This is a genomic window from Acetobacter ghanensis (assembly GCF_001499675.1).
GTDB classification, from domain to species: Bacteria; Pseudomonadota; Alphaproteobacteria; order Acetobacterales; family Acetobacteraceae; genus Acetobacter; species Acetobacter ghanensis.
This window is the reverse complement of the sequence record NZ_LN609302.1, coordinates 738,336-751,181: the sequence shown is the minus strand read 5'-3', so window position 1 is coordinate 751,181 and position 12,846 is coordinate 738,336. Positions and strand designations below refer to the sequence as shown.

Annotated in this window: 11 protein-coding genes; 2 read left to right on the top strand and 9 right to left on the bottom strand. The window is 57.9% G+C overall.

What is annotated here, in order from left to right; genetic code table 11:
* Positions 1-3: 3 nt before the first annotated feature.
* The gene (gene glyS / locus AGA_RS03560) at positions 4-2,064 is read left to right on the top strand and encodes a glycine--tRNA ligase subunit beta (protein ID WP_059023057.1); all 2,061 of its coding nucleotides are present in this window, start codon (positions 4-6) and stop codon (positions 2,062-2,064) included.
* Between the two features lie 58 nt (positions 2,065-2,122).
* Here glyS and AGA_RS13405 read toward each other — a convergent pair whose 3' ends face one another.
* From AGA_RS13405 to AGA_RS03520, 9 genes are all read right to left on the bottom strand, one after another.
* On the bottom strand, positions 2,123-2,341 hold the full coding sequence (locus AGA_RS13405) for a DUF1328 domain-containing protein (protein ID WP_408735967.1): 219 nt from the start codon (positions 2,339-2,341) through the stop codon (positions 2,123-2,125).
* Between the two features lie 127 nt (positions 2,342-2,468).
* Complete coding sequence (locus AGA_RS03555; RefSeq protein ID WP_059023056.1) at positions 2,469-3,227, bottom strand: OB-fold nucleic acid binding domain-containing protein; 759 nt, start codon at positions 3,225-3,227, stop codon at positions 2,469-2,471.
* Between the two features lie 118 nt (positions 3,228-3,345).
* Positions 3,346-4,923 (bottom strand): bifunctional phosphoribosylaminoimidazolecarboxamide formyltransferase/IMP cyclohydrolase, encoded by a 1,578-nt coding sequence (gene purH, locus AGA_RS03550; protein WP_059023055.1) that lies wholly within the window; start codon positions 4,921-4,923, stop codon positions 3,346-3,348.
* Between the two features lie 96 nt (positions 4,924-5,019).
* Complete coding sequence (gene trmB / locus AGA_RS03545) at positions 5,020-5,757, bottom strand: tRNA (guanine(46)-N(7))-methyltransferase TrmB (protein WP_059023054.1); 738 nt, start codon at positions 5,755-5,757, stop codon at positions 5,020-5,022.
* Between the two features lie 18 nt (positions 5,758-5,775).
* Positions 5,776-6,963, bottom strand: coding sequence for a methionine adenosyltransferase (metK, locus tag AGA_RS03540; protein ID WP_059023053.1), 1,188 nt, complete (start codon positions 6,961-6,963; stop codon positions 5,776-5,778).
* 188 nt (positions 6,964-7,151) lie between these two features.
* Positions 7,152-7,946 carry a 4-hydroxy-tetrahydrodipicolinate reductase gene (dapB, locus tag AGA_RS03535; RefSeq protein WP_172793756.1) on the bottom strand — a complete coding sequence of 265 codons (795 nt, stop codon included), beginning with the start codon at positions 7,944-7,946 and terminating at the stop codon, positions 7,152-7,154.
* On the bottom strand, positions 7,937-9,073 hold the full coding sequence (gene dnaJ / locus AGA_RS03530; RefSeq protein ID WP_059023051.1) for a molecular chaperone DnaJ: 1,137 nt from the start codon (positions 9,071-9,073) through the stop codon (positions 7,937-7,939). The genes dapB and dnaJ overlap by 10 nt, the downstream gene beginning before the upstream one ends.
* 153 nt (positions 9,074-9,226) lie before the next feature.
* The gene (dnaK, locus tag AGA_RS03525; protein WP_059023050.1) at positions 9,227-11,137 is read right to left on the bottom strand and encodes a molecular chaperone DnaK; all 1,911 of its coding nucleotides are present in this window, start codon (positions 11,135-11,137) and stop codon (positions 9,227-9,229) included.
* Between the two features lie 192 nt (positions 11,138-11,329).
* Positions 11,330-11,911 (bottom strand): nucleotide exchange factor GrpE, encoded by a 582-nt coding sequence (locus AGA_RS03520; RefSeq protein WP_059023049.1) that lies wholly within the window; start codon positions 11,909-11,911, stop codon positions 11,330-11,332.
* A gap of 190 nt (positions 11,912-12,101) precedes the next feature.
* On the opposite strand from AGA_RS03520, the gene AGA_RS03515 reads away from it, so the two are divergent.
* A complete protein-coding gene (locus AGA_RS03515; RefSeq protein ID WP_048854165.1) occupies positions 12,102-12,818 on the top strand; it encodes a response regulator transcription factor in 717 nt (238 codons plus the stop codon).
* Positions 12,819-12,846: the final 28 nt, after the last annotated feature.

The following is a 12,846-nucleotide window of genomic DNA, read 5'->3' as shown; positions in this document are numbered from 1 at the left end:
ACCATGCCCGAATTGCTGATTGAACTTTTTTCAGAAGAAATTCCCGCCCGTATGCAGCAGCAGGCCGGTGAGAACCTGCTCCGCCTGCTGAATGACGCTCTGGCCCCGCTCAACCCCGTGGATGCCAGAAGCTACACCGGCCCGCGCCGTATTGCCGCATCCCTCAGCCTGGACGCCATGGTGCCCGGCCGCACCGTTTCCGAACGTGGCCCGCGTGAAAGTGCACCCGAAAAGGCACTGGAAGGCTTTACCCGCAAGCATGGCGTCACCAAAGATGCCCTGACCCTGCAAAACGGGTTCTGGGTGCTGGAACGCGAAGAAGCCCCCATTGGGGCCGCTGCGCATATTGCCGCTATTATGCCCGAACTGCTGCGCCGCTTCCCCTGGCCCAAATCCATGCGCTGGGGCGCTGGCAGCACCATGACATGGGTACGCCCCCTACGGCGGATTGTCTGCCTGCTGGACGGCCAGATTATCCCGTTTTCCATGGCTGCGGCTGAAGATACCGGCCACAACCTTGTGGCATCCAACCAGACCGAGGGGCACCGCTTCCTCAACCCCGGCACAATGGAAGTCACCAGCGCCGCACAATGGCAGCAAGGGCTGCATGAACGCCATGTGATGGTCCATGCAGCCGAACGCCGCGCTGCCATTACAACGGGGCTGAATGCCCTTGCTCAAGCTGAAGGGCTGAGCATTGTGCCAGATGCCGGACTGGTGGATGAAGTGGCCGGGCTGGTTGAATGGCCTGTGCCATTCCTTGGTCAGATCGACCCCATCTTCATGGACCTGCCGGCCGAGGTCATGCAGGTGTCCATGCGTGTCAACCAGCGTTATTTTGCCCTGCGCAACAGCGATGGTTCGGCAGCACCGCGCTTTGCCTTTGTTGCCAACATCATTCCCACCGATGATGGCTCACTGGTTGTCAGCGGGAACGAACGCGTGCTGCGTGCCCGCTTTGCCGATGCCCGTCACTTCTGGAACCTCGACCGCAAACACAGCCTTGCCTCCCGCGTGGAAGGGCTGGACGCTGTGACCTTCCATGCCAAGCTCGGCACGCAGGGTGACCGCACACGCCGCATGGTGCGTCTGGCTGGCCTGCTCGCGAATGAGGTTGGCGCGTCCAGGGAGCACTGCGAACGCGCTGCCCTGTTGAGCAAAACTGACCTGACAACCGGCATGGTTGGTGAATTCCCAGAACTTCAGGGTGTCATGGGTGGTTACTACGCCCGGCATGACGGCGAACACGCCGACGTGGCGCAGGCCATTAGCGAACACTACACACCGCGTGGTCCGGGGGATGAGGTGCCAACAGCCCCTGTTTCCGTCGTGCTGGGTCTGGCTGACCGGTTTGACATGCTAACGGCCTTTTTTGCTGCGGGCGAAAAACCATCCGGCTCGGGCGACCCGTTTGGCCTGCGCCGCGCAGCCCTTGGCATTATCCGCCTGATCCGTGAGAACGGGTTGCGGCTGGATCTGGTCAAACTGTTTACGCTGGCAGCAGAAGCCCTGCCTGAACCCCTGCGTAATGCACCAGACCTTGCCCTGCTGCCCCAGTTTATTGCCGAGCGCCTGCGCGTACAGGTCCGCGCCGAAGGGGCACGGCATGATTGCCTTGCCGCGATCTCGGTCGATAACGAAGACACGGATATCGTGCGTCTGCTCGCCCGTGCACAAGCATTGCAGACCATGCTGGAAACCGAAGACGGCAAAAACCTGCTGGCCGCAACCCGCCGTGCCGCCAACATCCTGCGTATTGAGGACAAAAAAGACGGCCCGCATGAAGGTATGCCTGACCCCGCCCTGTTTGAGCAGGACGAAGAACGCAACCTTTACACCACACTGCAAACGGTGGAACCCGCTGTGGAACAGGCTTTTGCCGCCGAGCATTTTGCCGATGCCATGCGGGCCGCAGCCAGCCTGCGCCAACCCCTTGACCGCTTTTTTGAGGAGGTCACAGTCAACGCGCCAGATGCAGCACTCCGCCTGAACAGGCTTAAACTCCTGTCCCGCCTTGTGCGCATGATGCGGCTGATTGCCGACTTCAGCCAGATTGAAGGGTAAAAAAATCCCCCACTTCCCTCTGCGGTAAAAGTGGGGGTTATAAAAACCACTGCTACAATCAGAATGGTTCGCACAGACAAACTGTGCGAACCATTTTTGTTTTATGGCCCGGAGCGTGAACGGCCACCAAAAAACAGGCTGATAATAAGCAGAACAACAAAACAAACAGAAGCACCTTGGCTATTTCCGAAAAGCCTGATGCGGCACCACTAAACCCAAACAGAGAAGCCAACAGGGCAAAAATAAGAAAAACTATAATCCACCGGATAAGTGCCATTATGACCTCCCTCTCATCCACAGCTGCGCCATGAATGCTGCATGATCCTCTGGGAGCTTAACGCAAAATGGCGACCACAGTTCTGCGGTCGCCATTGGAAAGCATGACACTTTGTTTTGAAAAAGACTCAGTGCTCATCTGCTCCCGGAATAACATCGTAACCGGGGCTGCCCGCAGCAGGGCCAGGCGGGGGCACATTACCTACTGCTATGCTTACGAGCTTGTCCGCTGCTGGACCAATCTCACGCGCATCAATCGCAACGCCCAGTTCACCACTGCTACCACTGCCCACGGCATAAACCGTCTGCCCAGTCTGCAACAAGCTGGCCACACGACCGGCCTCCCGCGGAGACAGGTAAATCACTGAATGGTCCTTGAGCACAGCCCCGCTCAGATGACCACCAACATCGTACAGCGGCATCCAGACCTCACCATGCAACACAAGATCTGGCCCTGTGATCATTTCTGGCGAGTGCAGTGGCATTTCAATAAAGCTGTCCTGCACGGTACGGCCGCGCGGGCTGGCAACACTAAACGCGCGGATAATGGGCAGAACCTGCCCCTTGATACCGCGAATTTCTACCTTGTCGCCCACCTTGACCAAGCCTGCAAAAGTATGGGCCTGTTCGGGGGAAACAAAAACCTGTGTGCCATCATTGAGCACAAAACCAACTATGCCCCCATGGGGTGCTGGCAAAAACTGCACCACACTCCCAGTAAACACCGGCAGGGCGGAGAGATCATATACCCCTGTCGCCTGTTTTTCCGTTGTGGTCTGCCTGGAGGCAAAAGTGGCAGTGTGGGTCGCTGCTTCCTTGTGGGCGGGTGCCGCCACCGCCACGGAAGAAGCCAGAATGAGACCAGACAAACTAAGAAAAGAGCGCATGAAACAACCACTAAGGACAAGCGTGCCCTGCCCCGTAGGGCAGGACACGACACTGCGTGAGACTCGTGCGCTATAGTCTGCCATGAAGAGCCATTCCCGCAAGAGCGGGAAAAGCGCGTCAGTGGCGGAAATGACGCATACCAGTAAACACCATGGCAATCCCGGCTGCATCGGCCGCCGCAATCACCTCATCATCACGGATGGAGCCACCGGGTTGGATAACGGCAGTAGCACCTGCGGCCACAATGGTTTCCAGCCCATCTGCAAAGGGGAAGAACGCATCAGACGCAGCCACGGAACCCTGTGTCAGCGGTGTGGACTGCCCTGCTGCCTTTGCTGCCTCGCCACTCTTGCTGGCGGCAATACGGGCTGAATCCACGCGGCTCATCTGGCCTGCGCCAATGCCAACCGTTGCACAATCCTTTGCATACACAATGGCGTTGGACTTGACGTGCTTGGCAACACGGAAAGCGAAGATCAGATCCTGCATTTCCTGCTCCGTGGGCGCACGCTTGGTAACAACCTTCAGTTCTTCGGGCACAATCCGCCCATTATCGCGCGTCTGGGCCAGAAAACCACCCGCAACCGAGCGCACAACCGTACCAGCAGCAGCCGGGTCAGGCAGGCCCCCCGTCAGCAGCAGGCGCAGGTTCTTTTTGCGTGCCAGCAGGGCTTTGGCATCTTCCGCCGCATCTGGAGCAACAATGACTTCGGTAAAGATGGTGGAAATTTTTTCAGCCGTTGCCGCATCCAGTGGCCGGTTCAGGGCAACAATGCCCCCAAAGGCGGACACCGGGTCACACCGCAGGGCCTGATCCCACGCTGTTGTCAGCGTGTCAGCAATAGCAACGCCACATGGATTTGCGTGCTTTACAATAACCACGGCTGGGGCATCAAACTCAGCCACGGCTTCAAACGCGGCATCTGTATCGTTGATGTTGTTGTAAGAAAGCGCCTTGCCCTGCACCTGCACAGCCGTAGCAACGCCGGGGCGGGTGCTTCCATCACGATAGAAAGCGGCCTGCTGGTGCGGGTTCTCACCATACCGCAGAATTTCGGCACGCTGGCCTGCCAGAGCAAACCGCTCGGGGAATGCGTCCTGAGCCTGCACGGCAAACCATGCTGCAATGGCCGCATCATAGGCAGCGGTCCGGGCATAGGCTGCACCGGCATAGAACCGCCGCATATCCAGCGTGGTGCCACCATCACCCAATGCGTCAATTAGCCCTTCATACTGAGCCGGGTCGGTCAGCACGACAACGTGGGCATGGTTTTTGGCCGCTGCGCGGATCAGAGCCGGACCGCCAATATCAATATTTTCAATGCAGGTTTCTGCATCAGCACCGGACGCCACCGTTTTTTCAAACGGATAAAGATTCACGGCAACCAGATCAATCGGGCCAATGCCGTGTTCCTTCATCTGCTCAACATGGGCAGGCAGATCACGACGCCCCAGAATCCCGCCATGAATTTTGGGCACCAGCGTTTTAACGCGGCCATCCAGAATTTCGGGGAAGCCCGTGTAATCCGACACTTCCGTAACAGGCACGTTTGCATCGCGCAGGGCTTTGGCGGAACCGCCCGTGGACAGAATTTCCGCCCCCTGCGCCACAAGGGCACGCGCCAGATCAAGCAGACCGGTTTTATCGGATACGGAAATAAGGGCGCGACGGATAGGAAGCGTCGTCTGGCTCATGGGTGGACCTTTCGCACGGCAAAAAACGTAATGCGGCTGATTAGCCAACATGTCGCGCGTGGGCAACCAGCCGAGGGAAAGAAGATGGACCTGCGCCTAACGGCGCGTAAACGTCCAGTAAAGCGGCTGGCGACCTGCGGCTATAGCCTTGGCCTCATACCGGGTAGGAAACCACCCATCGGGGCGAACCGTGGCAGGTTCCGGTGCCTCGAAGTATGGCTGGGCGGACATGACCTCCCGCACCCAGGCCTGATAGGTCGGGTCGTCACTGGCAACGCGCCAGACGGCACCGGGTTTGAGCACGCGCGCGCAAAGTTCCACATTCTGCGGATGCACAAAGCGGCGTTTGGCATGGCGGGCCTTGGGCCACGGGTCCGGGAACATCAGGAACAAACGGTCCAGACTGGCATCAGGCAATGCGCGCAGAACAAGGCGTGCATCATCATCCCACAGCCGGAGCATATCCGGCAGAGGAGCCGTTGCTTCCTGCTCCACAGGCACCAGTTTGTTCAGCAGGGAACACAGACCGTTATGGAAAACTTCGGAGGCTATGTAGCCAACTTTTGGATGTGCCTTGGTCTGGGCCAGCACATGCTCGCCCCCACCAAAGCCAACCTCAAACCAGATCTGTTCTGGCACTTGGCCAAAAACAGAAGCTGGGTCCGCTGCCTTGTCCAGCGGGAACCGCAGACGTGGCAGCGTTTCGTCCAGCAGGCGTTCCTGACGGGGGCGTAGCGGATGCCCACGCTGGCGGCCATACAGCCTTTCCGGCGGGGGTTTTACATCCACTGCTTCGGGCTGGCCAGCAACGACCTGACCTTTTGCCTCCGTCATGAACACGCTACCTTTATATCAGCGCTTCAGGGCGCTGCGCAGGGAGTCCACCAGATCGGTGCGTTCCCACGTAAAGGTATCCAGCTTGTCGTCCGGCGTACGGCCAAAGTGGCCATAAGCGGATGTCGTTGCGTAGATCGGACGGTTCAGGCGCAGATGCTTGCGGATACCGCGCGGTGTCAGATCCATGACTTCACGCAGGATTTCACCCAGACGGGCTTCATCCACATCCTTGCCGCTTTCATCCAGGTCCACGTAAACGGACAGCGGGTGAGACACGCCAATAGCGTAGGAGAGCTGGATGGTGCAGCGGTCAGCCAAACCAGCGGCAACAACGTTCTTAGCAAGGTAACGGCAGGCATAAGCCGCAGAGCGGTCAACCTTCGTTGGGTCCTTACCGGAGAACGCGCCACCACCATGCGGGGCTGCACCACCGTAGGTGTCCACAATGATCTTACGGCCGGTCAGACCGCAGTCCCCATCGGGGCCACCGATTACGAACACGCCGGTCGGGTTGGCGTAAAATTCGTTTTCCGGGGGCATCCAACCTTCGGGCAGCACGCCACGGGTTACGTCCAGCAGACGTTCACGCAGAACGTTCTGGTCCGCACCTTCATCATGCTGTGTGGAGATCACAACAGAGGTGGCGCCAACCGGACGACCATTTACGTAACGCAGGGTCACCTGGCTTTTGGCATCGGGCTGCAAGCCAGCAACGCGCGGGTCACCCGCGCGACGCAGATCACGGATGGTGTGCAGGATGCGATGCGCATAATACAGCGGCGCAGGCATGAGGGTGTCTGTCTCGTTAGAGGCATAACCGAACATGATGCCCTGATCGCCAGCGCCTTCGTCCTTGTCAGACGTGCTGTCCACACCGACTGCAATATCAGCGGACTGAGCATGCAGGTAGTTGGAAGCCTCGGCATGACGCCATGAGAAGCCAGACTGATCGTAGCCAATATCCTTCACGGCCTCACGAGCCAGATGGATAAGGTGGTCGGATGTGACAGAAGCCGGGCCGCGGACTTCGCCAGCCAGAACAATACGGTTGGTCGTTACCAACGTTTCACACGCCACGCGGGCTTCGGGGTCTGCCGCCAGATACGCGTCCAGAACGGTATCGCTGATCCGGTCAGCAACCTTATCGGGATGACCTTCAGAAACTGATTCCGAAGTAAACAGAAAATCGCCGTCTTTACGCATGATGGTGCCGTTCGCCCCACGCCAGTGAAAAAAGGAAACAGGTAACCATCCCCAAAAAAAGGGGACGGGACCGTATGGCGGGATAGAAAGCAATGGTCAAGAGCCATACGCCCCCGACGCAAGAAGCAAGTCCCTGTTTTCAGCCCTGCGCCAGACGCGGGGCACCGTCTAACCCGCCAGAATAAAGCTTATAAGGGAGGCAGGCCCAGCACGTCTTCCATGCTGTAAAGACCGGCTTCCCGCCCTTTTACCCAGAGTGCAGCCCGCACAGCACCGGTGGCGAAGATGCGCCGGTCAAACGCACGATGGGACAGTGTGATCTGCTCATCCGCGGATGTGAAAAGAACGTCATGTTCTCCCGCAATCTGCCCACCACGCAACGCCGCAAAGCCAATGGCCCCTTCACGCCGGGGGCCAGTATGGCCATCACGCCCGCTTTCCCGCACATCCTCAAGCGCCACACCACGGCCCAAAGCAACGGCCCGCCCTATGGCCAGGGCGGTGCCGGATGGCGCATCGACCTTCTGCCTGTGGTGCATTTCCACAATTTCCGCATCATACGCATCTGGCGGCAGAGCCTGCCCCATCATTCGTGCAAGCCTCTGCACCAGCGTAACACCGGGAGAGAAATTGGCGGCATGGACAACAGCAACATGTTCTGCCGCTTTGAGCACCGCCGTATTCTGTTGTGCGGACAGACCGGTCGTACCAAGAACCCACGCAACTTTTTTGGCTGCCAGAGCCTGTGCGTTGGCAACAACCGTATCTGCATGGGTAAAGTCGATCACCACATCACAGACTTCCGCCAGTGCAGACATATCCGCAAACAGGGGGCAGGCCGCAGGCAACCCCTCGGCCCGATCCGGTGTGCGGGTTGTACCGCCGGCCAGAACTGCACCCGCAGCCTGAACTTCCTCAACCAGCAGGCGCCCTACGCGCCCGGTTATGCCTGCAATGCCAATACGCATCTGCTTTATTCCGATCCTTCAAAAAAGTCGCGTACACGACGGAAAAAGCCGGTGTGTTCCGGACTATGCTTTACATCCTCGCCCGCTTCTTTTTCAAATTCCTCCAGCAGTTCACGCTGGCGCTTGGTCAGCACCTGCGGCGTTTCCACCGAGACCTGAATATACATATCCCCGCGCGCACTGGACCGAAGGACCGAAAAGCCCTTGCCGCGCAGGCGGAAATGCGCCCCGCTCTGCGTGCCTGCCGGGATTTTGACATTGGTGCGGCTACCATCAATCACCGGCACTTCAATTTCGGTACCCAGTGCGGCCTGCGCCATTCTCAACGGCACGCGGCAATACACATTGGCGCCATCCCGCTGGAAAATGGAGTGCTCGGAAACAGACACGTGCACATACAGGTCACCCGCTGGTACGCCATCGCCACCAGCCTCGCCTTCACCTGTGAGGCGAATACGCGTGCCATCTTCCACACCCGCGGGGATTTTGACGGCTATGCTGCGTTCCTGCTCTACAGTCCCTTCCCCATGGCAGGCCTTGCAGGGGTCTTTAACCACACGGCCAGCACCATGGCAGGTCGGGCAGGCCCGCTCCACAACAAAGAAACCCTGCTGCGCACGCACCTTACCAGCCCCATGGCAGCTAGGGCAGGTTTCCACCCCGGAGGCGCCACTATTGGACCCGGTGCCGTGGCAGGACTCGCAGGCAACACGGGTGATAACGCGCACATCTTTTTCGACACCAGAAAAAGCTTCTTCCAGCGTGATTTCCACGTGGGTCTGAATATCGTTCCCTCTGCGGGCCTGACCGCCGCGGCGGCCCATCATATCCCCGAACATCTGTTCGAAAATATCACCTAGACCACCACCGCCAAAACCGTTGAAGTCAAACCCACCGGGGCCAGCACCACCGCCTTCAAACGCGGCATGGCCAAAACGGTCATACGCTGCACGCTTCTGCTCATCCTTGAGCACATCGTACGCCTGATTAATTTCCTTGAACTTGGCTTCCGCCGTATCATCCCCCGGATTGCGATCAGGATGAAACTTCATGGCTAGCTTACGATAGGATTTTTTAATTTCCTCGGCAGAAGCCGTGCGGCTTACCTCAAGAATTTCGTAATAATCAAGCTGAGTAGCCATGAAAGTCCTCTTGGGGCTGCCTCTTGCATGAGCACAGCATCTGTCCAGATGTAAAATGTAAAAAGGCGTCCGCCTTATAAAAAGCACGGACGCCAGAAAGATGATGCACTGAGGCCACGCTGTTACATGGCCTCAGGATTTGCATGCGTCCGATCAGGACTTCTTGTTTTCGTTTACGTCTTCAAAGTCGGCGTCAACGATGTCTTTTTCGTCTGCCTTGGCACCACCGGCTGCACCGGCTTCTGCACCTTCAGCTTCCTGACCAGCCTTGTAGGCGGCTTCACCCACCTTCATGGCGGCCTGAGTCAGACGTTCGGTTGCGCTCTTGAGGGCTTCCGTATCCGTGCCTTCCAGAGCGGACTTAACAGCGGCAATAGCGCCTTCTGCTTCGGTCTTGTCTGCTGCGGGCACCTTGTCGCCCACTTCGGACAGGGACTTTTCGACCTGATGCACAAGGGATTCCGCATTGTTACGGGCTTCCACCTGTTCGCGCTTGGCCTTATCGGCTGCTGCGTTGGCTTCTGCGTCCTTGACCATCTTTTCGATATCATTGTCAGACAGACCACCAGATGCCTGGATCTTGATCTGCTGTTCCTTACCGGTCGCTTTGTCCTTGGCGGAAACAGAGACAATGCCGTTGGCGTCAATGTCGAACGTCACTTCAATCTGCGGAACACCACGCGGTGCTGCGGGAATACCGGTCAGGTCGAAGTTACCAAGCAGCTTGTTGTCGGCCGCCATTTCACGCTCGCCCTGATAGACCTTAATGGTCACGGCGTTCTGGTTGTCTTCCGCCGTGGAGAACACCTGGCTCTTCTTGGTCGGAATAGTGGTGTTACGGTCGATCAGACGGGTAAACACACCACCCAGCGTTTCGATCCCGAGGGACAGCGGCGTAACGTCCAGCAGCAGGACGTCTTTAACGTCACCCTTGAGCACCGCACCCTGAATGGCTGCACCAATGGCCACCACTTCGTCCGGGTTCACGTTACGGGCAGGATCTTTACCAAAGAATTCCTTAACCGTTTCGATCACCTTGGGCATACGGGTCATACCGCCGACCAGAATGACTTCATCAATCCCCGAAGCGGACAGACCGGCATCCTTCAGCGCAGCTTTGCAAGGCTCAAGCGTGCGGCTGATCAGGTCATCCACAAGGCTTTCCAGCTTGGCGCGGGTCAGCTTGACCACAAGGTGCTTGGGACCGGACGCATCGGCCGTGATGAACGGCAGGTTGATTTCGGTTTCCTTGGAGGAGGACAGCTCGATCTTGGCTTTTTCTGCTGCTTCCTTCAGACGCTGCAGAGCCAGCTTGTCAGAGCGCAGGTCAATGCCCTGTTCGCGCTTGAACTCATCTGCCAGATAACCAATGACGCGGTTATCGAAGTCTTCACCACCAAGGAAGGTGTCACCGTTGGTGGACTTCACTTCGATCACACCGTCGGAAATTTCCAGCACGGAAACGTCGAACGTACCGCCACCAAGGTCATAAACTGCCACGGTGCCGCCGCTCTTCTTTTCTAGCCCATAAGCCAGAGCTGCTGCGGTCGGTTCGTTGATGATACGCAGAACTTCCAGACCGGCAATACGACCGGCATCCTTGGTTGCCTGACGCTGTGCATCGTTAAAGTAAGCGGGAACCGTAATCACGGCCTGCGAGACTTTTTCGCCCAGATATGCTTCTGCCGTTTCCTTCATCTTGCCCAGAATGAAGGCGGAAATCTGCGAGGGGGCATAGTTTTTGCCGCGCGCCTCAACCCATGCATCCCCATTGTCACCTTTGACAATGGCGTAGGGCACCATTTCCTTGTCTTTCTGGACGGTCGGATCATCAAAACGACGACCGATCAGACGTTTGACAGCATAAAGGGTGTTGGCCGGGTTTGTAACGGCCTGACGCTTGGCTGCCTGCCCAACCAGCATTTCACCACCTTCGGTGAAAGCGACCATGGACGGCGTTGTGCGTGCGCCTTCGCTGTTTTCGATGACTTTTGTTTCGTTACCTTCACGCACTGCAACGCAAGAGTTGGTGGTGCCAAGGTCGATACCAATGACTTTGCTCAATTTCGTGCTCCTTTTAGCGACTTCACCCGACCCGAAGCATCAGATAAAGCCCTTTTTTATCGTAATCGACTGTGCCCTGACAGACATCGGGGCACAACCCGAATGACAAGCCTGATGTATGGTGCGGTTTTCCCTTTTTCAAGGAGGAAAAACCACTCGGCGGGAAGGTTTTTTTATCTCCCGCCCACAGCGTTACTGCCCGTCTGCGCTCTTGGCTACGACCACCATGGCAGGTTTGAGCAGACGCCCATGCAGGGTCCATGTGGGCGTCCACGCCTGCATGACCGTACCGGGGGTATGCTCCGCACTGGGCTGCTCCGCCATAGCCTGATGCAGGTTGGCGTCAAACGCCTTGCCAGTCGGGCTATCGCACTTGATTCCATGCCGCTCCAGAATGGAGAGGAAGGAACGTTCCGTGCTTTCAATCCCCTCGCGCATTTTGGTCACAACCGTATCCTCACCCTCGGTCGGGGGAGGCAGGTTGTCCAGCGCACGGCGAAGGTTTTCCGCCGCTTCCACCACATCGCGCGCAAATTTCTGCACCGCGTACTGGCGGGCATCTTCCACGTCGCGCTTGGCGCGGGCCATCAGGTTCTGGTTTTCAGCTTCCGCACGGAGCCATTTTTCCTTGAACTCCGTTACGGTGCGTTCAAGGTCCTGCACGCGTGCATCGGCTGCACTCTCGGCATTCCCCTCATTCTGGGGCGCTGCCTGTTCGGCCGGAGCCGGATCTACCGGGGTCTCGACCTGTGTGGGTTCTGTATCGTGGGTCATGCATCATGAAGTAGGCAACACCGCCCCTGCCGACAAGACCCGCAGACCCTCTGCAACGCAGGATTTTGCACATGGCAGGTTTTGACCGCAAAAAAGCGTGCATCACACCATTCGCCCTCTTGGCATTGGAAGCCTGCGGCGCCTAAGCTAAACAGCTTGCGCTGATGGCAAGGGAAGGAACACACACACGATGACAGAGCGCACCAAGCAGACAATTGCGCTGGTTGATGATGATCGCAATATTCTGACATCGGTTCAGATGACGCTCGAAGCAGAGGGTTTTAACGTCCGCACCTATACGGATGGCGAATCGGCATTGCAGGGGCTGACGGCCTACCCGGTTGATCTGGCTATTCTGGACATCAAAATGCCCCGCATGGATGGCATGGAACTGTTGCAGCGCCTGCGCACCCGCTCCAACCTGCCTGTCATTTTCCTGTCCTCCAAAAATGAGGAGGTTGACCAGCTCATGGGGCTGCGTCTGGGGGCCGACGACTACATTACCAAGCCCTTCTCCCAGCGCCTTCTGCTGGAACGCATCCGTGCCCTACTCCGCCGTAACGAGGTCAGCCGGGCGGAAGCCAACGGCGCACCAGCCGGGGGCGGCGCACTGACACGCGGCAACCTCTCGCTTGATGAGCTTCGCCACAAATGCACATGGAAAGGGGAGGATGTCCCCCTGACCGTAACGGAGTTCCTACTGGTCAAAACGCTGGCCCAGCGCCCCGGTCTGGTCAAATCCCGCGACCAGTTGATTGACGCGGCATACGGGGACACCGTGTATGTGGACGACCGGACAATCGACAGCCACATCAAGCGTGTCCGCAAGAAGTTCCGGCAGGTTGATGATGATTTCAACCAGATTGAGACCCTGTACGGCATTGGCTACCGCTATAAGGAAGACTGACCCACGGGCATGACCAACCGCCCCGCCC

Bases quoted from the DNA above. Each gene is read 5' to 3' on its own strand.
- glyS (WP_059023057.1), top strand. From the start codon at position 4: ATGCCCGAATTGCTGATTGAACTTTTTTCAGAAGAAATTCCCGCCCGT.
- AGA_RS13405 (WP_408735967.1), bottom strand. From the start codon at position 2,341: ATGGCACTTATCCGGTGGATTATAGTTTTTCTTATTTTTGCCCTGTTG.
- AGA_RS03555 (WP_059023056.1), bottom strand. From the start codon at position 3,227: ATGCGCTCTTTTCTTAGTTTGTCTGGTCTCATTCTGGCTTCTTCCGTG.
- purH (WP_059023055.1), bottom strand. From the start codon at position 4,923: ATGAGCCAGACGACGCTTCCTATCCGTCGCGCCCTTATTTCCGTATCC.
- trmB (WP_059023054.1), bottom strand. From the start codon at position 5,757: ATGACGGAGGCAAAAGGTCAGGTCGTTGCTGGCCAGCCCGAAGCAGTG.
- metK (WP_059023053.1), bottom strand. From the start codon at position 6,963: ATGCGTAAAGACGGCGATTTTCTGTTTACTTCGGAATCAGTTTCTGAA.
- dnaJ (WP_059023051.1), bottom strand. From the start codon at position 9,073: ATGGCTACTCAGCTTGATTATTACGAAATTCTTGAGGTAAGCCGCACG.
- AGA_RS03520 (WP_059023049.1), bottom strand. From the start codon at position 11,911: ATGACCCACGATACAGAACCCACACAGGTCGAGACCCCGGTAGATCCG.
- AGA_RS03515 (WP_048854165.1), top strand. From the start codon at position 12,102: ATGACAGAGCGCACCAAGCAGACAATTGCGCTGGTTGATGATGATCGC.